We start from the raw sequence: 22,892 nt of genomic DNA, 5'->3' as shown, positions 1-22,892 counted from the left end.
GGAATAGTGGTAGAATTACCGAATCGAGTTGAGAAAACTGATTTATCTGGAATTATGCGCAAGTCATTTTTAGACTATGCGATGAGTGTCATCGTTGCGCGTGCGCTGCCAGATGTGCGTGACGGATTAAAACCTGTTCACCGACGTATCTTATATGGGATGAATGAATTGGGTGTTTCACCGGACAAACCATATAAAAAATCAGCCAGAATTGTCGGCGATGTTATGGGGAAGTATCATCCTCATGGGGACTCAGCTATTTATGAATCAATGGTAAGAATGGCGCAAGACTTCAGTTATCGCTATATGCTAGTCGACGGACACGGAAACTTTGGCTCAGTTGATGGTGATGGTGCTGCTGCGATGCGTTATACTGAAGCTCGTATGAGTAAGATTGCAACTGAAATGCTGCGCGACATTAATAAAAATACAATTGATTTTAAAGAAAACTATGATGGTACTGAAAGAGAACCACGGGTTTTGCCAGCACGGTTCCCTAATCTATTAGTTAACGGTGCAACTGGAATAGCAGTTGGGATGACCACTAATATTCCGCCGCATAATTTGAATGAGGTTATTTCTGGTTTGCATATTTTGATGGATAACCCAGAGGCAACGACTGCTGATTTGATGGAAGCTATTAAGGGACCGGACTTCCCAACCGGAGCAATCGTTATGGGGAAATCAGGAATAAGAAAAGCCTATGAAACAGGGAAGGGAACTGTAACATTACGAGCAAAAGTTGATATTGAAGAAACAAAGAGTGGTAAGGAAGTTATTGTTGTTCATGAAATACCTTATATGGTCAACAAGGCAAAATTGATTGAACGTATAGCCGAATTAGCACGCGATAAAAAAATCGAGGGCATCACCGATATCAGAGATGAATCTGATCGTGAAGGAATGCGAATTACGATTGATATCCGTAAAGATATGAGTGCTTCGGTCGTTTTGAATAATCTGTATAAAATGACGCTGATGCAAACTACTTTTAGTTTTAACATGTTGGCTATCGTGAATGGAACGCCAAGAATTTTAAATCTAAAACAAATTTTGCAATACTATTTAAAACACCAAGAGAGTGTTATCAGACGGCGAACAGAATTTGAATTAAAGAAAGCCCAAGCAAGAGCACATATTTTAGAAGGTTTACGCATTGCACTTGACCATATTGATGCAATTATTAATATTATTCGTGGTTCAAAGAGCGGTGAAATTGCAAAAGCACGCTTGATTGATGAATATCAATTATCAGATAAACAAGCCCAGGCGATTTTGGATATGCGGTTAGTCAAACTGACTGGCTTAGAACGTGATAAGATCGAAGATGAGTATCAGCGTCTGATGGAGGCTATTGCTGATTATAGAGATATCTTAGCTCATCAAGAACGAATCGATCAGATTATCTACAAGGAATTACTTGAGATTCAAGAGAAGTATGGTGATGAGCGGCGGACTGAACTGATGGTTGGTGAAGTCTTAAGCCTTGAAGATGAAGATTTAATCGAAGAAGAAGAAGTTGTTGTCGCGTTAACTCATAATGGCTATATTAAGCGACTACCGATCAGCGAGTTTAAGTCACAACGTCGTGGCGGCCGCGGAGTCCAAGGGATGGGTGTTCATGATGATGATTTCATCGAACATTTAATTACGACTTCAACTCATGAAGGAATTCTCTTTTTTACTAATATGGGGAAAGTTTACCGAATGAAAGGTTATGAGATTCCAGAATACGGTCGAACCGCTAAAGGGATCCCAGTCATTAACTTGTTAGGAATTGGTTCTGGTGAAAAGATTCAAGCGGTAATCAATGTGCCTAAGGAAAATGAAGGGCAAAAGAACTACCTCTTCTTTACAACACGACAAGGAATAGTTAAACGAACAGCCGTTGATGAATTTTCGAACATAAGGAGTAATGGTCTTAAGGCAATTACACTTAAAGACGAAGACGAATTAATTAGTGTTCAGATTACTAACGGTAGCCGGAATATTATTATTGGGACCCATTTAGGCTATGCTGTTAGCTTTGCTGAAGGTGCTGTGAGGTCAATGGGGCGTGCTGCTGCCGGCGTGCGTGGAATTAAGCTACGTACAGCTGACTATGTCGTAGGGGCTGATATTTTGCATCCTAACAGCCATGTCTTCGTTATCAGTGAAAAAGGTTTTGGAAAACAAACTGCCGCGAAGGAATATCCAATCAAGGGTCGTGGCGGTAAGGGGATCAAAACAGCCAATATTACTAAGAAGAATGGGCCTTTGGCTGGATTGACGACTGTTCGCGGTGGAGAGGACATTATGCTGATTACAGATAAAGGTGTAATGATCCGTTTTAGCATCGATAGTGTCTCACAAACTGGACGAGCAACTTTAGGTGTCCATCTAATCAAAGTTGACGAGGATGCAGTCGTTTCAACCATGGCTAAGGTAGAAATAGATCCAGAACAAACAGAAGAACAATCGAAAGAGACAGACACAGAGACAACGGATTAAAAATAAATATTTTTTTGAGAGGATTCTGAGCGAGCTTGCGTACTTAACAGTGGTAAGATTAGCTGAGGGTCCTCTTGCATTATTCATTACTGAATGTTATAATTTTTATTCGTTAGTATCTAACTAGAAATAGCATTAGATTACTTTCCTTGTTCTTAAAAAATAAGAGCCAATAGTCCATAAGGAGGTGTAAACAGTCATGACTTACGAAATTACTTATATTATCAGCCCAGCTATCGATGAAGCTGCTAAAGCTGCTTTAGTAGAACGTTTCGATGGAGTTTTAAAAGAAAACGGTGCTGAAGTCGTAGATTCAAAAGACTGGTCTAAGCGTCGTTTTGCTTACGAAATTGGTGGTTTTACAGAAGGTATTTACCACATCACTAATGTAAAAGCTGACGATGCCAAGGCAATTGACGAATTTGATCGTCTTGCTAAGATCAACGAAGCAATCTTACGTCACATGATAGTTAAACGCGAAGCTTAATTATTTTGAATTAAAAAAGGAGGAACGGAATCTTGATCAATAGAGCTATACTTGTAGGTCGATTAACACGTGATCCCGATTTGCGTTATACCGCCAATGGGGTAGCTGTTGCGACTTTTACAGTTGCTGTTAATCGCCAGTTTACGAACCAGCAGGGAGAGCGTGAAGCTGACTTTATTAATTGTGTTATTTGGCGTAAATCAGCAGAGAATTTCGCTAACTTTACCCATAAAGGTTCATTGGTCGGAGTAGATGGGCGGATTCAAACACGTTCATACGAAAATCAGCAAGGAAATAGAGTTTATGTAACCGAGATTGTTGTTGATAGTTTCTCATTACTTGAGTCTCGTTCACAATCTGAACGTTACCAACAACAACATGGTGCTGATACGCAGGGTTCCGCTCCTTCTCAAAATAGTTCTAATCCAAATAATGATAATTTATTTGGAAATTCAACGAAAAATAATCCACCCAAGGCACGGGAGAACAACACAGATGTTGATCCGTTTGCTGATAGTGGGAAACAAATAGATATTTCAGATGATGATCTACCATTCTAATATAGGGGAGGGAAACTAAATGGCACAACAACGCAGAGGCGGACGTCGCCGTCGTAAAGTTGATTTTATTGCAGCTAATCATATCGAATATATTGATTATAAAGATACTGATCTTTTGAAACGCTTTATCTCTGAAAGAGGTAAGATTTTACCTCGTCGAGTAACAGGGACAAGTGCTAAAAACCAACGTCGTTTAACAATTGCAGTTAAACGCTCACGGATCATGGGCTTTTTACCATTTGTTACAGAAGATTAATAAAACTAAGAAAAAAGGGTACGGATTTTTTCCGTACCTTTTTTTTGTGTCATCTTTAGAAAGTAACTACATTAAGCAAGACGCTTTTTTTCACATACTACTGAATCGTAACTAATTAAATTCTAATACTATATATAGTACGGTTTGACGCTAATTATACAACATGTTGAAATGTCAAGTCTTTTCTTTTGGAAATTTGGTCATATAATAGGAAATTGTGAGCCGCTCGTAAGTGATTTTTTAGTAGTTTATCCTCAGTTTCTGAAACTAGATAACAACTAAGATTAAACCAAACGGCTAAATTTCGGAGGGGGACGTTACCAAGATGTTTAATCGTTATATCGATGTTTTAACAAATTTACCAAGCTATTCAAAAAATGTTTTTCGAAAGGATTATTTCAGTTGGCTGATAAACCAATGTCGCGGTTTTGGAAGATTCAGTTATGGCTTGTTAATTTTTAATTTTATTTTGCAAGTTTTTTCTTTATTGCAATCATTTAATACTGCACCGGTGCAATCGATAATATCCTTTATGGGTGCAAACCTTTCTGTAGCTTGTGTAATTGGAATTTCAAATCGCTCTGGTATTCAGGGGTGGGCTGGTGCAGTCAGTGCGGTCTGCATCGCTTCGGTTGGTTTTATGGCAGGAAATTTTGCAAGTGCTTGGGAACAAATTGGTTATTTGATTTTTCTTGATTTTTTCTGTATTTTAGATCCCAAGTGGAATGATAATATTCAAGCTGAAAAGTTTGAAAGCTGGTTAGACTGGATTGCATATATTGTTTTCTTTGGAGCGGCTTGGGCAGTCTTACATGCCATCTTTAGTTTAACAAGTGATCCGCGTGTTTTCTTGGATAGCTTAAACCTTGCAATGGCAATTACAGGTTCATTACTTGAGCTGAATCGGAAACGCGAGCAGTTTTATGTTTGGACAATCAGCTCTGTACTTACCATAGCTCTTTGGATACAGACAATGACACAGGGTGATGGTAACTTTGCTTTAATCTTTAGTTACAGTGTCTTTTTCTTAAATAATTTGTATGCATTCTTTAGTGTCCATGGCTGGTTTCGAACAGATTCACAGGCATAATAATAAATTAATAAAAATAAGAAAAGCTATACAGCCAACTATTGTTTGGCGTATAGCTTTTTTGGTATCTGATGTAAGAAAAGACTGTTTGTGATAGAATAGAAAGCACGATGGGTGTTTTATGTTATTATATAAAGCTGTGTACTGATGAAAAATAAAGGACTTTCGTTTCGAATAACTGCTTTTGTTAATATTTACAGAATGTGGGGAGAAAATAGTGAAACAAATTTTTTCAAAGGATTTCTGGCATCTGCCGGCTTTTATGAAAAATAGAAAGATAATGTTAATTGCCATCTTTCTTTTATTACTCTCAATAGTTTGTGAGATAATGGCGTTTATTGTTAACCCTGTGTTAGGACTGATACTCTTAGTTTTGGTTCTCTTAACAATAGGAGTGGCTTTCTTCACGTTAAAAGAGATTACGGAAGATACAAATGAATATATTTCAGATTTATCTTATCGTATTAAGCGCGGTGAACAGGAATCTTTAATCAAGATGCCGATCGGTATTTTGTTCCTGAGTGAAAAAGATGAAATAGAATGGATCAATCCGTATTTGCAGAAGTATTTTGGTAAAAATGAAGTGCTCGGGAAAAAAATTGCAGATGTGGATGAAGAATTAGCTTCTTTAATTAAGGAAAATTATAAGAAAAAAGGTCCGCTAGAAGTTGCATGGGGAGAACATCGGTTCCAAATGTTGATCCAAACGGATATTCATGCAGTTTATTTGATGGATATTACACGTTATGCTGAAATTGAACAACATGATCAGAATACTGGAATGGTCGTTGGACAAATCTTTTTGGATAATTACGATGAAGTTACTCAGACAATGACAGATAAGAAGGTCTCTAACCTCAGTAACTATGTAACTAATGAATTATCTAACTGGGCAAGACGTTTTAAAATGTATCTTAAACGGGTTGACGACGATCATTTCTTTGTAGTTGCATATACAGGTGTTCTGAAACAGTTAGAGGACGAGAAATTCAAAATTCTTGATAGGATTCGTGAGCGAACCTCAAAACAGAACTTTCCGTTGACTTTGAGTATTGGAATTGCATACGAAGATGATAATTTAGCTGCCTTAGCACGTTTAGCCCAAAGTAACTTAGATTTGGCGCTTGGGCGCGGGGGAGATCAGGTTGTTGTAAAAACACCTAATGGACAAGCTCGTTTTTATGGTGGTAAGACAAATCCAATGGAGAAAAGGACTCGTGTTCGTGCGCGCATGATTTCACAGGCACTGCAAGAATTAATGAGTCAAGCAGACCAGGTTTTTGTAATGGGGCATAAACAACCGGATATGGATTCTGTTGGGGCATGTCTGGGTATCAGAAGAATTGCAGCCATGAATAAGAAAAAATGCTGGATTGTGCTGGATAAGGACAACTTGCATTCTGATGTTCAACGCCTAATGGAAGAACTTGAACAGTATCCTGACATTAAAGGAAAAATTATTTCAACTGAAGAAGCTCTAGAAAAGACTACTGAACAAAGTTTACTGATTATGGTCGATCACTCTAAGCCATCGATTTCAGCCAGCAAAGAGCTCTATACGAAGCTGATTAACCGTGTGATGGTAATTGATCACCATCGTCGCGGAGAAGAATTTCCTGAAAATCCGGTACTGGTTTATATTGAACCATATGCATCTTCAACTTGTGAGTTAATCACCGAGATGTTTGAGTACCAATCGAAGGAAAGTGAGCCAATCAATAAGATTGAGGCAACAGCCATGTTGACCGGGATTATTGTAGATACAAGATCATTTTCTTTACGGACAGGGACAAGGACATTTGATGCCGCCAGCTATTTACGGTCGGTTGGAGCTGATTCGGTGATTGCGCAACACTTCATGAAAGAAAATGCCGATAGTTTTTTGCAACGCAATCATTTGATCGACCGGGTCGAATTTATTGGAGATCACATTGCATTATGTGCTGGGGAAGCAAATAAAGTTTATGATCCAGTGACAGCTGCACAAGCTGCAGATGCCTTGCTAACTGTCAGTGGTGTTGAAGCTTCGTTTGTTATTACACAACGCAGGGATGGTAAAATTGGAATATCGGCTCGAAGCAATGGCAAGGTCAATGTTCAAGTCGTGATGGAACGGCTTGGCGGTGGTGGACATCTCTCTAATGCAGCAACACAGTTGGAAAATGTCTTGGTTAATGAGGCACGAGAACAACTTTTGGATATTCTAAAAAAAGAAAATTAGTGATTTTAGGAGGAATTAGCATGAAAGTTATTTTTGTACAAGATGTTAGAGGTAAGGGTAAACGAGGAGAAATCAAAAGTATTCCAGATGGCTATGCAAATTTTCTAATTAAAGCAAATAAGGCTAAAGCAGCAACTGCACAAGCAATGAGTCAATTGAAGGCACAACAGCGTGCCGAAGAAAAGAAAGATGCAGAAACCTTGGCGGCAGCTAAAGTGCTTAAAGAAAAATTAGAATCTGGCGAGATGGTTGTTGAATTGAAAGCTAAAGCGGGTGAGGATAGCCGTCTTTTTGGTTCGATTACAAGTAAACAAGTAGCCCAAGCACTCGATAAACAGTATGGTTTAAAAATCGATAAACGTAAAATGGAGCTACCTGAACCAATTAAAGCATTAGGGTATACAAATATTCCCGTTAAATTGCATAATAAAGTTACGGCTAAAATCAGGGTACATGTAGCCCAAAAGTAAGCTTCCTAAAAATCTTTGAGTGTGTCTAAAGGATCAGTTTTATTTGAAGTGAGAGGAAAAAAGATGAGCAACGATGTTTTGACAGATCATTTACCGCCACAGAATATTGAAGCTGAGCAGGCTGTTTTGGGGTCGATCTTTTTGCGCTCAGATTCATTAGTTGAGGCAATGGAATATTTGCAGCCAGATGATTTCTACCGCCGGGCACATCAGATAATCTTCCAAGCGATGGTAGACCTAAATAATCAAGATGAAGTTATTGATGTTGTTACGATGAACGATTATCTAAGTGCTAAAAATCAGAGTGAAGATGTTGGTGGAGTCAGTTATATTGCCGAACTGGCGACAGCTGTCCCAACAGCGGCTAATGTGACGTATTATGCGCGTATTGTTGAAGAAAAGGCGATCATGCGGCGGTTAATAGCAACTGCTTCAAACATTGTCACTCAGACTTATAATCAAGAAGAAGATGTCCCTAGTCTCTTAGATGATGCTGAACGTCAAATTATGGACGTATCTGAGCGGAGAAATCGCAGCGGTTTTAAATCAATTACAGATGTTTTAAATAATACCATTGAACAAATTGATAAGTTATACCAGAATGATGAAGAAATTACGGGACTAGCGACAGGTTATAATGACCTGGATAAGATGACTGCTGGTTTGCAGCCAGATAATTTAATTATTATTGCGGCCCGACCAGCCGTTGGGAAAACAGCGTTTGCGTTGAATATTGCACAAAATATAGGAACCAAAACAGATCAGACTGTGGCACTTTTTTCATTAGAAATGAGCGCTGAATCCTTAGTTAATCGAATGCTTTGCGCGGAAGGTAGTATAAATGCCAACCATTTAAGAACTGGTCAATTGAGCGATGAGGAATGGCAGAACTTGGTTGTCGCGATGGGATCTTTGTCCCAGGCAGCAATCTACATCGACGATACACCGGGGATCAAAATGAGTGAAATTAGAGCTAAATGCCGGCGGCTAGCTAAAGAAAAAGGCAACTTAGGGTTGGTAGTTGTAGATTACCTTCAATTGATTGAGGGAACTAACAAGGAAAGCAGACAACAGGAGGTTTCTGAAATCTCACGACAGCTAAAGAAGCTGGCAAAGGAATTATCTGTGCCTGTAATTGCGTTATCCCAGCTTTCGCGTGGAGTTGAACAACGGCAAGACAAACGCCCAGTACTATCTGATATTCGTGAATCAGGTTCTATTGAACAGGATGCTGATATTGTCGCTTTCTTATACCGAGATGATTATTATGAGCGGCAAGAAGATGATGAGAATGGTGGTAATAATAATAAAGATGACGATACCCAAGATGTTGGGGAAGTTGAAGTTATTATTGAGAAAAACCGTTCTGGACCACGTGGAACAGTTAAGCTGCTATTTGTAAAGTCATATAATAAGTTTTCGTCCGTAGCATATGTTCCTGATGGTAATTAAAAAAGTAAATAGATAAGTTATTTTTGTGGCAGTGTTTTAGCAATCTTTGATTGCGGGATGCTGTCTTTTTTTTTGTAAGACAGTTATCAAGTTACTTAAAGTAAAAATAAAGTTCGTTATTTTTGAATTTTAAAAAAATAATTTTTATAATTATTCGTTATTTACTTGAAAAATAGACTTTTGATTGATACAATTATCGAGGTTAATGATTAAGATTATGTTGTTTAAAGTATACAAATCATTTAATGAGGTGAAATTCTATGTCATCAATAGTAGTTGTAGGAAGCCAATGGGGCGATGAAGGAAAGGGTAAAATTACAGATTTTCTGAGTCATGACGCAGATGTAATTGCACGTTATCAAGGTGGTGATAACGCAGGGCATACAATTGTATTTGGCGGAGAAACGTTTAAGCTGCGACTGATTCCATCTGGTATTTTTTATTCTTCGAAAACAAGCGTTATTGGAAACGGGGTTGTTTTGAATCCTAAATCCTTAGTTGAGGAATTGAAATATCTTAATGATCGTGGTGTCTCAACTGATAATTTACGAATTTCAGACCGTGCACATGTTATCTTGCCTTATCATATCCTTTTGGATGGCCTTCAAGAGAAGGCTAAAAAGGATCAAAAAATAGGGACTACTAATAAGGGTATTGGACCAGCATACATGGATAAAGCAGCTCGTATTGGTATTCGAGTAGCAGACTTATTAGATAAAGAAATTTTTGAAGAAAAACTGCGTCATAATCTTGAAGAAAAAAATCAAGAGTTTACCCGTTTTTATGACCATGAACCGCTAAAATTTGAAGATATTTTTGAATCTTATTATGAATACGGACAACAATTTAAAGACAATGTGACAGATACTTCAGTTATTCTTAATGATGCTCTTGATAATGGTAAAAAGGTTCTTTTTGAAGGGGCACAAGGAGTTATGCTTGATATTGATCAAGGAACCTATCCTTTTGTAACTTCATCAAACCCAGTTGCTGGTGGGGTAACCATTGGGAGTGGAGTGGGTCCTTCTAAGATTGACAAGGTAGTGGGAGCTTGCAAAGCTTATACATCAAGAGTTGGAGATGGACCATTTCCAACTGAACTAAATAATGAGATCGGTGATTTTATTCGTGAAGCAGGTCACGAATATGGAACTGTTACACATCGACCACGACGGATAGGCTGGTTTGATAGTGTTGTTTTACGTCATGCCAAGCGCGTCTCTGGGTTAACAAATCTCTGCTTAAACTGTGTGGATGTTTTAACAGGCTTAGATGAAATAAAGATATGTACATCATACGAGTTAGATGGGGAAACTATTTATCACTATCCAGCTAGTTTAAAACAATTGAGTAAATGTAAGCCAGTTTATGAGACCTTACCAGGTTGGAAAGAAGATATTACACATATTGAGCGTCTTGAAGATCTGCCGCTTAACGCACGTAATTATATTAAAAAAATTGAAGAATTAGTCGGTGTTAGGATTTCAACTTTCTCAGTGGGGCCTGACCGGGAACAAACTAATGTCTTAGATAATGTCTGGGAACAGATTTAAGCTTTATTTTACAATAAATAGACACAATAATAATTAAGCAGCTTGGGTATAGCGGCTGATAATTGTAAATATAGTTAGAAGAATTTTGTAACAATTTTTCAACTGTATCCACGCTTAAAATAACAAGGCTAGGTCAAAAAATATTTTTTTGGCCTAGCCTTGTTTGACTGCGGATGATAAATTAAATAATTATTATAAAGTAGTAGCGCAAAAAAATTATTTTGAGGGAAGAATTCCTTATTTGGCGCTGAACGTAGTAGATAGATAAAAAATTAGTAGTATATTATCCTCGTTTTTTAAGGCTAACCGTTATAAAATGGGAATGAACGTTCGGTTGAAGATGAATATTTAGCAAAGCTGTCTGATCGTCTGTGGAGAGTATGGTGCTAAGAGTTAGTTATTATAGGAGTGATGATAATGGTATTTGCTAATGATACAGAGAAGGCAATTAGGACAGTTATGAAACAAAAAGCATGTACATATGAAGAGGCTATAGCTTTTTTAATTGATGTTGTCCAGAAACAAAAATCAGTAAACTAATGAAAAATTTCATCCTTATTGCCAAGGAAGGTTAAGGGTGATTTTTTGGTGTAACTTTTCTTGTTGCTTTAATAGTTTATGTTGCGCATGTCTACGTTCAGCATACTGTGAACAAACAGCTTGCTCTTCAGTTGAAGAGGGACTAATAGTTGTCAGTGCAAAATCCTTGTCAAGAACAACAAAAGTTAAAAAGGCGGTCGCTCCTAAAAAGCGTTGCCCTGTGTTAAGGTGTTCTCCAATGATTTTGGCAAAGATTTCGATCGAGCGCCTACCAACACCGCTAACGTAAGTTTCAATGTCAAAAGAATCTTTTAAAGTAAAAGGCATGATGAAGTTGAAATGATCGAGTGAAGCAGTTGCTGTTTGTGTACGTGCAATCCGTGAGGCAGAGATTGAAGCTGTGCTGTCTAGTAGTTCGAGCAGACGACCGCCGTAAACTGTTTCGTGTTCATTTAGATCACTCGCGAGAACACGGTGGCTTGTGATGGCTAACGTTTGTTGACAATTCATTATAGATATAAGACCTCCTGCAGTTTTAAATAAGTTTCAGTCTTATAATAGCATATTAGGAGAAACACTGATAAAAATTAAAGAGGACAACAAATGTTTCATGTGAAACATTTGTTGTCCTCTTTTTTGAGTAGGAAAATTAGTCCTTTAAGTACTTGATGCCAATCCCGGTTAAGCCGCTCAAGAAAGAGAAGAGCGGGGAGAAGAGACTGAAGAATACAAATGGGAGGTAGGCTAATGTTGAAATACCAAATGTTCCTGCAACGAAGCTGCCTGCAACGCCCCAGGGAATAAGGTAATTAATAACTGTGCCCCCATCTTCTAATGCACGGCCTAAAACAACTGGGTCAAGCCGCTTTTTTTGGTAAACAGTCTTAAAGGCATTACCAGGGAGAATAACGGATAGGAACTGTTCACCAACGAAAATATTGGTGCTGATACTTGCTAACAGTGTTGCTGAGATTAGACTTGCAGTAGAACTTAACTGTTGGGCTAAAGCGTTCATAGCCGTTTTAATCAAGCCTGTTTGCATAAGAAGACCGCCGAGTGACAAAGTCAAGATGATCAGGGCAACGGTAGGCATCATACTTTCAATACCACCACGTGAAAGCAGAAGATCAATTTGTTTGTTACCGGTATGTGAAACGTAACCACTCTCGATTAGAGTTCCAAGTGATTTAAAACTAGTATGCGGTTCTTGAATAAAAATCATCCCAACTGAAATACAAATATTCAATAAGATCGTGAAAACAGCAGGGAGCTTTTTCCAGGCACAGATGAACATGAATAAGATAGGGATACCTGCCCAAATGGAGATTGAGAAATTCTTTTCTAAAATAGTAACAACACTTTGAATTTGACCTAAACTAGCATCATGGTTATTCCAGCCAATTATTCCGAATAAAATCAATGAACAGATGAAAGCGGGAATAGTTGACCACATTAAGTGCTTAATGTGTTTGAAGAGGTCTGCGTCAACAACAGCAGCCGTTAAGTTAGTGGACTCTGAGAGGGGAGACATTTTATCACCAAAGATCGCTCCAGAGACGATTGCTCCAACAACTAGAGCTGGATCAAGACCAAGCGTTGTTCCGATACCAAAGAAGGCGATGCCGATTGTTGACATGACTGTAAAAGCACTCCCGACGGCACTTCCAACAACAGCACAAACGATAAAAACTGAAGGAACAAAAAATTTAATACTAATTATTTTAAAACCAATAACCATTAATGTTGGGATAATTCCAGCTTTAATCCACACGGCAATTAGCGCGCCAACTAAAATAAAAATAAAGATAGGGACGATTCCGGGTTTGATTCCTGAGGTAATTCCTTGATTTAACAAAGTAAGTGGAAAGCGACGAATAAGGCTATATAGCATGATAAGACTGATTGAAAATAAGATTGCGATGCTGGGGGTAACTTTTAGAGCAATAACACCGATAGAAATACTTAAGATAATTATTGCAAGGACGATAATGGCTTCGAGTAAAGAGACCTTTTTGGTATGCATTGTAATTCCTCCTAGTGGTTAAATTGTAGAACAATAGTTTATTAAATAATTGCTATTAATAAAAAAGCGCCCTTAGCTATAGCTAAGGACGATTTTGGTCGTGGTACCACCTTAATTTAAAAACAAATCATGTTTTTCTTTAAAAAACTATTCAACTGTAAGTGAGACGAGTTAACGTAATTCGAACGTTAGATTTGGTCGGTTCGCAGCAACCACCGACTTTCTGAACAGAAAATTTAACGTCTACTTCATTAACTCATGTAATATGAGCTAGATATTATACTATTGTTAACAAGTTGTCAAATATAAATAATAAAATTTTTATAGATATTGATTAAAAAATATGTTTCTAAAAACTTAACGCTGATTTACTTGTAATAGGAATAAGGATCTAATCCAGTAATAGCTTATTAATTTGTTAGCTTAGCATTTAAGTTGTCATTGACATTAGAATGACAGCATGTTATTCTTTGCGTAATCTAATAAATGAACGTTGAATGCCATAACAAGTAGTCGTTCTATCTGGGGGTCAGGAAGTCGGTGGTTGTTGCGAACCGATCAGGGTAGTTCGATCAAATACATTGGCAGAGTTTCGCTGAACGGGTAATAACTAGATTCCGTTATCGTCTAGTGAGTGGAAGATAGGCTCTTTATATCTTCAAGTTGGGTGGTACCACGGAATTTCGTCCCTATTGCAATTATTGCGATAGGGACTTTTTTTAGTTTAAAAAGGTGGTAGAAAAATGGATGGTAGTTTTGGCGGTATAGCCCGGTATCAGTGTTAAAGCTAGTGAATAATAGTAGGCGAAACTTAGTTGATAAAGGAGTGGCATAGATGAACGAAACTAAAAAAATAAGCGTAATTGAAGCAAGTTGTATTTTAATCTTAGTATTAGTAATAATGGGAACCGGTGTGATTGGTTTTGGACTTTCACCGCAGGTCCCTGTAATGTTGGCGATGGGAGCAATTATTTTATGGGCAAAGTTGCGGCGTTTTAGTTGGGCAAGTGTTAATCTGGGCATTAAGGATGGTATTGAAAAAGGAATTATTCCCATTTTTATTTTTATTTTAATCGGTGCTATGATAAGTACGTGGATTGCAGCTGGAACGATTCCATCTTTAATGGTCTTAGGTTTCAAAATAATAAGTGTCCGCTGGTTCTTACCCTCCGTCTTTATAGTGTGTACATTAGTTGGAGCCGCTGTGGGGAGTGCCTTTACGGTCGCATCAACTGTCGGAATTGCTTTTATGGGAATGGGAATAACGATGGGCTTAAACCCAGCGATGATTGCAGGAGCTATTATCTCAGGCGCGATTTTTGGTGATAAACTATCGCCGCTTTCTGAAACAAATAACTTAGCATCAGCGGTAGTTGATACGGAGTTGTTCGAACATATTAAAAATCTCTTATGGTCGACATTGCCTGCAGGTATCTTAACGACTATTTTCTTTATGCTGATCGGTCATGACGATTCTAATATGAGTTTAAGCAGAATTAATCATACAGTAGCTATTTTAAATACTAACTTCAGTATTTCATTTTGGGCAATAATTCCAATTATATTGGTTTTCGTTTGTGCTGGGTTTAAGATGCCAGCTGTTCCAACGATGCTGTTAAATATCTTTGTAACAAGTATAATGATTTTTATTCAGAAGCCACAGGTTCCATTAAAACAACTTGCCGAAATCATTACCAATGGTTTTGTAGCTAAAACAGGTAATGCAACTGTAAACACGTTGTTATCACGAGGTGGGATCGTTAGCATGATGCCAACGGTTGCCCTGATTGTTTTAACTTTATCGCTTGGTGGTTTGCTTGTACGTTTTGGTTTGATAAAAACAGTGATGGCACCATTAGCGAAACACCTTAACAGTTCGGGTAAATTGATAACAGCAGGGATCCTAACTTGCATAGGCGTTAATATTTTTGTTGGTGAACAATTCCTTTCAATTATTTTACCTGGACGTGCTTTCAAACAAACTTTTAACACAGGCGGTTTGGCTAATAACGCATTGGGACGGGTCCTTGAAGATGGCGGGACAGTTATTAATTACTTGGTTCCTTGGGGCGTTGGTGGAGTTTTCCTAGCTAATACTCTGAGTGTACCAACTTTACAGTACTTACCGTTTGTTTTCTTTAGCCTATTATGTCCGGTCTTCTCACTTTTAAGCGGCTTTACAGGGATTGGACTCAAACGACTTGATCCAAGTTCAGCTGATCTAAAGGTCGTCAAGGGACAGTAGCTAATAAAATGTTTCTTTTAAAAGTTGAAGGATAAAGGCAGTAAATAGTTTATATACTAAAGGGAGATTATACAATGCAGATTTTGCAGTATAGTCTCCCTTTAGTAACGGTATATACAGGATGTGCAATCGTTTTACTAAAATTAATATAGCTGATATACTGAATTGTATATATGTTAATTATATCAAGAAGCTATTTTTTTACTTATGATAGACTGAAAAAAAACTGAGAGGAGGGATCAGATGCGTTTTTTCACACTCTTAGAATTAAAAAACCTAGCACTAAAAATTCAAAAAAGATATAAGATCCAACTGCTAAGTGCTATCAAGGGACGTGCACGGTTAAGTTCGCCTTATTGGAAAGACAATGACCCACTCTTGAATGATTTAAAGGGTTACCTTGAGACGATAGACGAAATAAAGAGTGTACATACGACATCTTTGATTGGAACAATTACTGTCCAGTATTCAATTCCAAAAGAATTTCCACTGGAGCGTATTTTAAAAATAGAAAAAGAAATTGATGAAATACATCGTAAAAGGGGGGATCTACATGAATAATTTAATTGGCCTAGGTGTAATGTCTTTAGGAATGAAAGGGTACCAAAAAATCTTACGAACACAAAAAATAACGGTTAAGTATGCTAATCGTTATCGTTTGAGACTACAGTGTAATCGTTGGAAGAATAAGTATATTTTAGCGTATTTAGAAAAAGAAATAAGTAAGGAACAGGCTATTAAAGAGGTTAGCGGTTCAGAGGTATTGGGGACCTTGTTGTTTGTCTTTGAAAAGGAAAGCTTTACACAAGAAGAGTTTACGGCATTTTTAAATTACGTTGTCCGTCAAACTGATTTAGCGTATGAATATGCACCCGTTACTTTATTGAATCGAATTTATGAGCAGAAGTTGCGGGCAGATGGATTGTTAAAGCATGCCACGCTCGGGCTAGTAGATGTTGATACAGCATTTTTCCTTTATACAGTCGTTTTAGGTGTGAGAATGATGAAGTCGGCACCACAAACAGCCTTAGGATTCTTATGGTGGAGTTATACGATTTTAGAACGGTCTAATAGGAAGCGGGTCATAAATTGAGAATAATCCATCAGTTACCCGGCAGGCTGAGAGTTCAATTAGCAAAAAAAGAAGTTCAGACCTGGTCAAAAAAGCAAGTTGAAGCATCAGCCAGACGGACCGCCTTTATTTATAGCGCTAATTATAATGAAGTGAGTCACAGCCTGCTTATCTACTATGAACATCAGGTAAGTCCTGATGAAGTACTCACAGCACTGAGTGAGAAGATAATACAGCAGTCGCAGTCGCTTGTGCGTACAGGGATTAATGTGGTTGGAATGCTGAGTATATCTTTATTAGCAGAAAAGTATCTAGCTAACCGTGGGACAAAGCTTAGTGCTAGATCCTTGATGGCGATGAATCTGTTAGCTAATATCAACTTAAATCCGGATATTTTCAAAAAAGGATTGTCACAGTTATTCAAGCTAAAACCAACTGCTGAAAGTTTGACCGCTGTCAGTGTTATAGCAGCACATTTGACATTCCAACCGCTCACAGCAACAATCGTAATGATAATGAGTGGACTTTCTGATTACCTTGAACAGATGACTAGTCGGCAAAGCCAAAACTTTTTATATAGTTCAGCCAGAAAAAATTCTAAAATAATTCATCGTGTTGAAAATGAGACAGTTGTCGATGTGCCGCTCGCAAAGGTCAAGAGCGGTGAGATTATTGCTTTCTATACAGGTGAGAAAATTCTAGTTGACGGTGAAATTATTGCGGGGAATGCTGTGATAAATGAAGCAAGCATCACGGGTGAATACCAGGCAACTATCAAAAAGAAGGGAGCCAGTGTTTATGCTGGCACTGTTATTGAGAGCGGGCAGATCAAAGTAAAAGCTGAGAAGCTGGGATCACAAACAGAAGAGGCAGCTATTTATCGTCTCTTGGCAGAAGCAGAGACCAATAAGAGTAAGTTACAAAAATCGGCTGATGCACTTGCACAGAAAATGGTCCCAATTTCTTTTGGAGCAGCAGCAGTTACCTACTTGGTGACGCGAAATTGGCTCAAAGCTGTAGGTATTCTGGTTATCGATTTTGTTTGCGGAGTAAAACTTTCAAGTGAGATCGCAATTCTGGCGACAATGAACCATTTCACTCAAAAAGGAATTGTTATTAAGGGTGGACAGGCGATTGAGAGTACAGCCGGAATAAAGGAAGTTGTCTTTGATAAAACGGGAACGTTGACTGTTGGGAAACCAGTGATTCAAAAAGTATTAACAGCAGCTGATACTTCACAAGATGAGTTATTGCGTGCAGGTGCCTATGCCGAGCAGCACGCAAGCCACCCGTTGGGACGAGCAATCGTAGCTGAAAGTGAAAAGCGAGGTCTTGAATACCCGAGTCTGCAAATAACAGATGAAGAAGTTATAACTGGTTATGGTATTATCGCTAAAAAATACCACGAGACAGATACTGTTATCGTCGGCGCATTAAAACTGATGCGAAAATATAATATTCAAGGGTTTGAACAGATTTCCGAACAGTACGCTGAATTAAGTAATGCAATTTATTTTGCAATTAACCAACAGGCGCTAGGAATAGTTCTGATCAGTGACCGCGTTCGACCTGCGATGGCGCGGACGATTCAGCAGTTGAAGGATTTGAATATTACTAAAATTACAATGTTAACTGGAGATAAAGATTCAGCTGCAGTTGAGGTTGCAGAACAACTGAAGATTGATAATGTTAAAAGTGAGCTGTTGCCTAAAGATAAAGTAGCTTATATTAAAAATGCTGAAAGAGACCATCCAGTAATGATGGTTGGGGATGGTTTGAATGATTCAGCAGCCTTAAAATGGAGCACGGTTGGTGTCGCCCTTGGTTCACATGCCAGTGATGCTGCTAAGAATGCCAGTGATATTTTTATCAATGATGGACGACCAGAAGTAATAGCAGATGCCGTGTACGCATCACAAAAAACGATGCGGGTCATTAAACAGAATTATGCGGGAGTTTTAGGTTTTAATGCTTCGGCAATCCTCCTTAACTTTAATGGTAAGATTAATCCTGTAATAGGTGCATTTATCCATAATGGAACAACGATTGGTGTTATTTTACGTTCACTACTGAAGCTGCATTAAAGAAAGGTTGGTTAAAGTATGCTGATTTTACATGAAATACCTGGTCGGATTCGTGTTTATTATGAGACACTTGTTTTTTCTGAGAAAAACTGTCGCCGTATTCAGACGAGTCTTTCGCAGAAAGAAGGAATTATTGATTTCCGAATAGAACCGCGAATAACGACTTTAACAGTTCGGTATGATCCAGAGATCTTGGAGTTAAATGAAGTAGTTAGAACTTTACTTGTTTTCCAACTTTATAATGATGGTGAGCATATTTCAAAAACATATGTTCAAGGACAGAAATCATTTGAACGTGAGGTCCAAAGATCAGCGACGTCAGGTATTTTACTGGCAACCAGTTTTGGTTTAAAGCTGCTAGGTTACCCTAATGTATTAATTGATACTTTTGCTACTGTCTTTACTGGTTACACTATTTTATCTCATGGTGATCGGCGAAAGGGACGAATTCATCATCCGGATATTTTAACAGCATTTATTACATCATTTACACTGGGACCTAAAAAAATGACAGAAGTAGCGCTAACATCGTGGGTTATTAATGTACTTGAGTTAATAAATGATTACCAGAAGCTGCATAATCATCAAGCCTTACTGCAGAAAAGCATATAGTTTGAAATTTCAAGAAAAAAATATTATAATTCAGACGTATTGTCGTATCTTTTTATAATGTAAGGAGATGATAGAATGATTAATTTTGATAAAGACTTTCTTGCAGGTTTTATTAGTGGGGCAGTTGTTGGTGCAACGGGGTATAAGTTGTTCGAAGATAATGCTGGTGACTTAAAACGTTTAGTAAAAAGCACAGGTAATTCTTTAAAAGCATCGACGTCAGGAAATATCAACGCAGAACCAACGCTTGAAGAATTAACAATGCAAAAGGAAAATTTAGAAGACTTAATTGCAGAAAAAGAGTTAAAGCTTAAAGACGAAACAGATAAGAATAATTAATTACTTTAAGAACACCTAATTTATTTCTAATTAGGTGTTCTTTTTAAGATATTAAAATTAGGAGAATATGAATAATATTTTAATTTGAATAAGTTTATAGATCAAAAAAGGAGACATAATAGGCAGTTAGCCTCATCATGTCTCCTTTAAAATACCCGTTAAACTGCTGACTGCTCAGGTAGGATTCGAACCTACGACCTCTTGATTAACAGTCAATTATTCTACCACTGAACTACTGAGCAATGACATTTAATAGTACATTTATATTTATATCATATAAATCATACTTTGTAAATATCTTTTTTTAATTTAATAGTAGCCAGTGGTAAATAAGCAAAATTAAGTTTGAGTTAAGACTTTCTAATCAAATTCCTCGTACTCATTGGGATCTTGGTTATTAATACGACCATTGGATTGAGATAAAGCGTTGATAGCTTCAATTTCGTTAGAGGTTAATTTAAAATCAAAAATAGCTAAATTAGTACGTTGATGGAGTAAATTACTTGATTTAGGGATAGGGACGATACCCCGTTCAACATGCCAACGTAAAATTACTTGGCCAGTATTTTTGTGATACTTAGCAGCTATTTTTTGAATTGCTGAATCCTGTAAAACTTTACTGCCGCGACCAAGTGGACTCCAGGCTTCAGTCACTATATTACGGTCTTTATTCGCTTGTAACATCGATTCTTGGATCCAAGCTGGGTGGACTTCAATCTGATTAACAGCAGGCATAACTCCTGTTTCTTTATTAAGACGATCGAGATGTTCCGGTTCAAAATTTGAAACACCAATTGAACGAATTAAGCCAAGCTTTTGTGCGGTTATAAGTGCTTTCCAAGCTTCGACATAGAGGTCCCTTTTAGGCAACGGCCAGTGAATTAAATACAGATCAAAGTAATCTAGCCCCATCCGGCATAAGGACTCTTGGATACTCATCAAGGCATCGTCGTAATGATGGTATTTGCCAGGAAGCTTTGAAGTAACGGTAAAGTCTGCCCGTGGGATTCCTGAACGGCGAATAGCTTCACCGACGATACCTTCACTATCATAATTAGTTGATGTATCAAGCAGACGGTACCCATCTTGGATTGCTGCAAGTACATGGTCAATTCCTTGGCCGCCGCGGATCTGATAGGTTCCAAGTCCAATATAAGGGATACGATGTCCATCATTAAGAGTTTTTTGAGGGATATGCATATTAAGTGCCTCCTAGGTAATTTATTGTGTGTAAGAAATAGTACCGATGTACACTCTCACAATAATACTTTAAAAATATTTTGTGAAATATACTGCTCTAAATAAGTTGGAGCTTAGAATGACATAACAAATAAATATTATTCGTAAAACAAAAATAGCAGATGAAATGCAGTATTAACGTGTGGTATTATTAAGATGAAGCTTGGAGGGGGGTGAGCTTGTGGATAAACGAGAAAAAGGTCTTATCTTTACCAGAATCGATGACATTGAAGCAGTATTGCGTGAAGGGCAAAATGTTTTAAGTACGTCAGAAGTAATCAATGTATTACGTTCCCTCAAAAATGATATCAACACAATCTAGAAAGTTATGAGCTAGATTTTATAGTTGATAAATAAGGCTGAGTCAAGCAAATAAATTAATATTCGTATGTAATAATTGCAAATGGGCATTAATTTATTTACTTAAACACACGTTACAAACAAAACACACACCCGCTAAGATAGGTTAGGCTTAGCAGGTGTGTGTTTTAGTGATTATTTACGTATATTAATTTTATATACAATGGAAGTTTAATTTGTCAAAAATATAATTTAGCCCAATATGCGACTGTTAAGTAAGTTTCGTCTGGCATAGGTACTTATCCAGTTGTAACCACTCAACAGACAGCTGTTTTAGCTACTAAAGAGGAGTTAGCAGATATTGCAGACCTACTATTTGACACCAAGATAACTGCTGGCAAGATTACACTTTCTAATGAAGTTGTAGAGTATTCAGAAGTCGATATTGTCAGCGAAGTAAAAGCACAATTACAACAACTTGTGGATAAGACTGATAACGGGCAAATTATGAGTCTGTTGACTGATAAAATTGGTAGCAACGATAACTTTACACATACAACTGCTGCTAATATTGATGATTTAAAGAAAGTCTTTAATGTCACGCTTGATCCAGCACTAGATAAGCAATGGTTTGTAAACCAATCAGCATTTAACTATCTCGATACCTTGAAAGACAGCGAGGGACGTTACTTGTTACAACCAAACCCAACAGCGCCAAGCGGATTTACTTTATTAGGTGCGCCAGTTGTCTTGATCAGCAATAAAGTTTTGCCAGATAACATAGATGGCACATTCCCAGTTATTGTTGGCGACTTATCACAAGCTATTGCAGTATTCCGCCGCAATCAAGTAACTGCGCAGTGGGACAAATTCGATCAGTTTAGCCAAGGCTTATCAGTCATTGTTAGAAATGATTATGAAACTATTTCTAAGGACGCAGCGGTTATTATCTCACTTGGTACAGCAGGAAAATAAGTCGTGATCGCAGCACCCTTAATTAATCACTAAGGGGGGTGGCCGAATTTTGGGCCACCCCATACATATTATTTGAATTCAATTTTAATTGAAGATCTAAACAAGAGGTTAGGGCGAATTGCTACAAAGGTTTTTCGGATTTTTCCGATAAACTCGTAAAAGCTAAACAAGGGGGTGGCGAATCACCACCCCCCACACAAGCCTGCGATATTTTGCGCAAACCTAGGGAGGAACGAATCGTTACCACCTAAGTATTGTCCACAAAAGGACAACAAAACAAGGTATCAAAAAGCTCCCTTGTTGGTAAAAATTTAAAAGGCAAGTCGAAAATTTCAGCCACCCTATATATAGCAGTTTGAAAAAGATACAGGGGCGATTATTTCTACTCTGTTCTAGGGAGGTGTCCAAAACCACTTCGAAAATTTCGAACTGGTTCTTGAAAGCTTTTAGCAAATTGATACTTTAATTTATAACCAAACCCGTATTTCAGGTTAGGTTTATCACAAAAAAATTGAAAACATGGACTTTAACTCTGCTTTTAAATCAGAGCAAAAATTTATCATACCCACTTGTGGGTACAAAGGAAGTGATTATATGGCAGTAACAGCAGACGATATAAAAAAGAGTCTTAGAATTGATGTGACAGATGATGATGCAATGATTAATCAATACATTGATACCGCTAAGGCTTATGTAGAGGGCGCTGTGGATTCAACAGCAGATCTAACACAATACAAGCAATATGATTTTGCTGTGTCGCTATTGACGCAATTCTGGTATCAAAATAGAGTTGTTGATATGCAGCAAACACCTTATCAGGTAGTATCTATGATTCAACAGTTAAGAGGACTTATAAGTTGATATAAAGGCGTTTTTTGCCTTTA

At 37.7% G+C, this 22,892-nt stretch carries 21 protein-coding genes, 1 tRNA gene and 1 pseudogene; 19 read left to right on the top strand and 4 right to left on the bottom strand.

Annotation, left to right across the window (positions count from 1 at the left end):
- Positions 1-6 precede the first annotated feature (6 nt).
- The 10 genes from gyrA to FC81_RS11225 all read left to right on the top strand — a co-directional run bounded on the left by gyrA (position 7) and on the right by FC81_RS11225 (position 11,119).
- Positions 7-2,490, top strand: a complete 2,484-nt coding sequence (gyrA, locus tag FC81_RS05200; protein WP_057743830.1) for a DNA gyrase subunit A — start codon at positions 7-9, stop codon at positions 2,488-2,490.
- Positions 2,491-2,689: 199 nt separating this feature from the next.
- A complete protein-coding gene (gene rpsF, locus FC81_RS05195; RefSeq protein ID WP_057743827.1) occupies positions 2,690-2,977 on the top strand; it encodes a 30S ribosomal protein S6 in 288 nt (95 codons plus the stop codon).
- Positions 2,978-3,009: 32 nt separating this feature from the next.
- Positions 3,010-3,537, top strand: a complete 528-nt coding sequence (ssb, locus tag FC81_RS05190) for a single-stranded DNA-binding protein (RefSeq protein WP_057743825.1) — start codon at positions 3,010-3,012, stop codon at positions 3,535-3,537.
- A 19-nt stretch (positions 3,538-3,556) separates the two neighbouring features.
- A complete protein-coding gene (rpsR, locus tag FC81_RS05185; protein WP_057736287.1) occupies positions 3,557-3,793 on the top strand; it encodes a 30S ribosomal protein S18 in 237 nt (78 codons plus the stop codon).
- A 325-nt stretch (positions 3,794-4,118) separates the two neighbouring features.
- The gene (gene pnuC / locus FC81_RS05180) at positions 4,119-4,883 is read left to right on the top strand and encodes a nicotinamide riboside transporter PnuC (protein WP_057743822.1); all 765 of its coding nucleotides are present in this window, start codon (positions 4,119-4,121) and stop codon (positions 4,881-4,883) included.
- A 217-nt stretch (positions 4,884-5,100) separates the two neighbouring features.
- Positions 5,101-7,104, top strand: a complete 2,004-nt coding sequence (locus FC81_RS05175; protein WP_057743820.1) for a DHH family phosphoesterase — start codon at positions 5,101-5,103, stop codon at positions 7,102-7,104.
- A 20-nt stretch (positions 7,105-7,124) separates the two neighbouring features.
- Positions 7,125-7,574, top strand: coding sequence for a 50S ribosomal protein L9 (rplI, locus tag FC81_RS05170; protein ID WP_057743817.1), 450 nt, complete (start codon positions 7,125-7,127; stop codon positions 7,572-7,574).
- 63 nt (positions 7,575-7,637) lie between these two features.
- Positions 7,638-9,026, top strand: a complete 1,389-nt coding sequence (dnaB, locus tag FC81_RS05165) for a replicative DNA helicase (protein WP_057743814.1) — start codon at positions 7,638-7,640, stop codon at positions 9,024-9,026.
- 260 nt (positions 9,027-9,286) lie between these two features.
- The gene (locus FC81_RS05160) at positions 9,287-10,579 is read left to right on the top strand and encodes an adenylosuccinate synthase (protein ID WP_057743811.1); all 1,293 of its coding nucleotides are present in this window, start codon (positions 9,287-9,289) and stop codon (positions 10,577-10,579) included.
- A gap of 417 nt (positions 10,580-10,996) precedes the next feature.
- Positions 10,997-11,119 (top strand): hypothetical protein, encoded by a 123-nt coding sequence (locus tag FC81_RS11225; RefSeq protein WP_268871907.1) that lies wholly within the window; start codon positions 10,997-10,999, stop codon positions 11,117-11,119.
- A gap of 15 nt (positions 11,120-11,134) precedes the next feature.
- On the opposite strand, the gene FC81_RS05155 is transcribed toward FC81_RS11225, so the two are convergent.
- Complete coding sequence (locus tag FC81_RS05155; RefSeq protein ID WP_057743808.1) at positions 11,135-11,629, bottom strand: acyl-CoA thioesterase; 495 nt, start codon at positions 11,627-11,629, stop codon at positions 11,135-11,137.
- 139 nt (positions 11,630-11,768) lie between these two features.
- Positions 11,769-13,142: a Na+/H+ antiporter NhaC gene (nhaC, locus tag FC81_RS05150; RefSeq protein ID WP_057743806.1), complete on the bottom strand. Its 1,374-nt coding sequence runs from the start codon at positions 13,140-13,142 to the stop codon at positions 11,769-11,771.
- Positions 13,143-13,977: 835 nt separating this feature from the next.
- On the opposite strand from nhaC (FC81_RS05150), the gene nhaC (FC81_RS05145) reads away from it, so the two are divergent.
- The 6 genes from nhaC (FC81_RS05145) to FC81_RS05120 all read left to right on the top strand — a co-directional run bounded on the left by nhaC (FC81_RS05145) (position 13,978) and on the right by FC81_RS05120 (position 19,494).
- On the top strand, positions 13,978-15,387 hold the full coding sequence (gene nhaC, locus FC81_RS05145; protein WP_057743803.1) for a Na+/H+ antiporter NhaC: 1,410 nt from the start codon (positions 13,978-13,980) through the stop codon (positions 15,385-15,387).
- A 243-nt stretch (positions 15,388-15,630) separates the two neighbouring features.
- The gene (locus FC81_RS05140; RefSeq protein WP_057743800.1) at positions 15,631-15,948 is read left to right on the top strand and encodes an HMA2 domain-containing protein; all 318 of its coding nucleotides are present in this window, start codon (positions 15,631-15,633) and stop codon (positions 15,946-15,948) included.
- On the top strand, positions 15,941-16,480 hold the full coding sequence (locus FC81_RS05135) for an HMA2 domain-containing protein (RefSeq protein ID WP_057743797.1): 540 nt from the start codon (positions 15,941-15,943) through the stop codon (positions 16,478-16,480). The genes FC81_RS05140 and FC81_RS05135 overlap by 8 nt, the downstream gene beginning before the upstream one ends.
- Entirely contained in the window at positions 16,477-18,543 is a 2,067-nt protein-coding gene (locus tag FC81_RS05130; protein WP_057743794.1) for a heavy metal translocating P-type ATPase, read from the top strand. Before FC81_RS05135 ends, FC81_RS05130 begins: the two co-directional genes overlap by 4 nt.
- A gap of 18 nt (positions 18,544-18,561) precedes the next feature.
- On the top strand, positions 18,562-19,155 hold the full coding sequence (locus FC81_RS05125; RefSeq protein WP_057743792.1) for an HMA2 domain-containing protein: 594 nt from the start codon (positions 18,562-18,564) through the stop codon (positions 19,153-19,155).
- A gap of 75 nt (positions 19,156-19,230) precedes the next feature.
- Positions 19,231-19,494, top strand: a complete 264-nt coding sequence (locus FC81_RS05120; RefSeq protein WP_057743789.1) for a hypothetical protein — start codon at positions 19,231-19,233, stop codon at positions 19,492-19,494.
- Between the two features lie 170 nt (positions 19,495-19,664).
- Here the strand turns inward: FC81_RS05120 and FC81_RS05115 are convergent.
- A tRNA-Asn gene (locus FC81_RS05115) sits at positions 19,665-19,736 on the bottom strand.
- A gap of 118 nt (positions 19,737-19,854) precedes the next feature.
- Entirely contained in the window at positions 19,855-20,694 is an 840-nt protein-coding gene (locus FC81_RS05110; protein ID WP_057743786.1) for an aldo/keto reductase, read from the bottom strand.
- Positions 20,695-20,914: 220 nt separating this feature from the next.
- Between FC81_RS05110 and FC81_RS10880 the strand changes: the two genes are divergently transcribed.
- From FC81_RS10880 to FC81_RS05100, 3 genes and pseudogenes are all read left to right on the top strand, one after another.
- Positions 20,915-21,055 (top strand): hypothetical protein, encoded by a 141-nt coding sequence (locus FC81_RS10880; RefSeq protein ID WP_156406572.1) that lies wholly within the window; start codon positions 20,915-20,917, stop codon positions 21,053-21,055.
- A 224-nt stretch (positions 21,056-21,279) separates the two neighbouring features.
- A pseudogene (locus tag FC81_RS05105) lies at positions 21,280-22,008 on the top strand (phage major capsid protein); the annotation flags it as partial.
- Positions 22,009-22,602: 594 nt separating this feature from the next.
- On the top strand, positions 22,603-22,869 hold the full coding sequence (locus tag FC81_RS05100) for a head-tail connector protein (RefSeq protein ID WP_057743783.1): 267 nt from the start codon (positions 22,603-22,605) through the stop codon (positions 22,867-22,869).
- The last annotated feature ends 23 nt before the right edge of the window (positions 22,870-22,892 follow it).

Origin of the sequence: Liquorilactobacillus capillatus DSM 19910 (genome assembly GCF_001434915.1) — a bacterium.
Taxonomy (GTDB): domain Bacteria; phylum Bacillota; class Bacilli; order Lactobacillales; family Lactobacillaceae; genus Liquorilactobacillus; species Liquorilactobacillus capillatus.
Note: the sequence above shows the minus strand (reverse complement) of the source record. Positions and strands in the feature narration are given on the sequence as shown.

Excerpts from the sequence above, each read along its gene's own strand:
- rpsF (WP_057743827.1), top strand. The coding sequence starts at position 2,690 with ATGACTTACGAAATTACTTATATTATCAGCCCAGCTATCGATGAAGCT.
- rpsR (WP_057736287.1), top strand. The coding sequence starts at position 3,557 with ATGGCACAACAACGCAGAGGCGGACGTCGCCGTCGTAAAGTTGATTTT.
- pnuC (WP_057743822.1), top strand. The coding sequence starts at position 4,119 with ATGTTTAATCGTTATATCGATGTTTTAACAAATTTACCAAGCTATTCA.
- rplI (WP_057743817.1), top strand. The coding sequence starts at position 7,125 with ATGAAAGTTATTTTTGTACAAGATGTTAGAGGTAAGGGTAAACGAGGA.
- dnaB (WP_057743814.1), top strand. The coding sequence starts at position 7,638 with ATGAGCAACGATGTTTTGACAGATCATTTACCGCCACAGAATATTGAA.
- FC81_RS05160 (WP_057743811.1), top strand. The coding sequence starts at position 9,287 with ATGTCATCAATAGTAGTTGTAGGAAGCCAATGGGGCGATGAAGGAAAG.
- FC81_RS11225 (WP_268871907.1), top strand. The coding sequence starts at position 10,997 with ATGGTATTTGCTAATGATACAGAGAAGGCAATTAGGACAGTTATGAAA.
- FC81_RS05155 (WP_057743808.1), bottom strand. The coding sequence starts at position 11,629 with ATGAATTGTCAACAAACGTTAGCCATCACAAGCCACCGTGTTCTCGCG.
- nhaC (WP_057743806.1), bottom strand. The coding sequence starts at position 13,142 with ATGCATACCAAAAAGGTCTCTTTACTCGAAGCCATTATCGTCCTTGCA.
- nhaC (WP_057743803.1), top strand. The coding sequence starts at position 13,978 with ATGAACGAAACTAAAAAAATAAGCGTAATTGAAGCAAGTTGTATTTTA.
- FC81_RS05140 (WP_057743800.1), top strand. The coding sequence starts at position 15,631 with ATGCGTTTTTTCACACTCTTAGAATTAAAAAACCTAGCACTAAAAATT.
- FC81_RS05135 (WP_057743797.1), top strand. The coding sequence starts at position 15,941 with ATGAATAATTTAATTGGCCTAGGTGTAATGTCTTTAGGAATGAAAGGG.
- FC81_RS05125 (WP_057743792.1), top strand. The coding sequence starts at position 18,562 with ATGCTGATTTTACATGAAATACCTGGTCGGATTCGTGTTTATTATGAG.
- FC81_RS05120 (WP_057743789.1), top strand. The coding sequence starts at position 19,231 with ATGATTAATTTTGATAAAGACTTTCTTGCAGGTTTTATTAGTGGGGCA.
- FC81_RS05110 (WP_057743786.1), bottom strand. The coding sequence starts at position 20,694 with ATGCATATCCCTCAAAAAACTCTTAATGATGGACATCGTATCCCTTAT.
- FC81_RS05100 (WP_057743783.1), top strand. The coding sequence starts at position 22,603 with ATGGCAGTAACAGCAGACGATATAAAAAAGAGTCTTAGAATTGATGTG.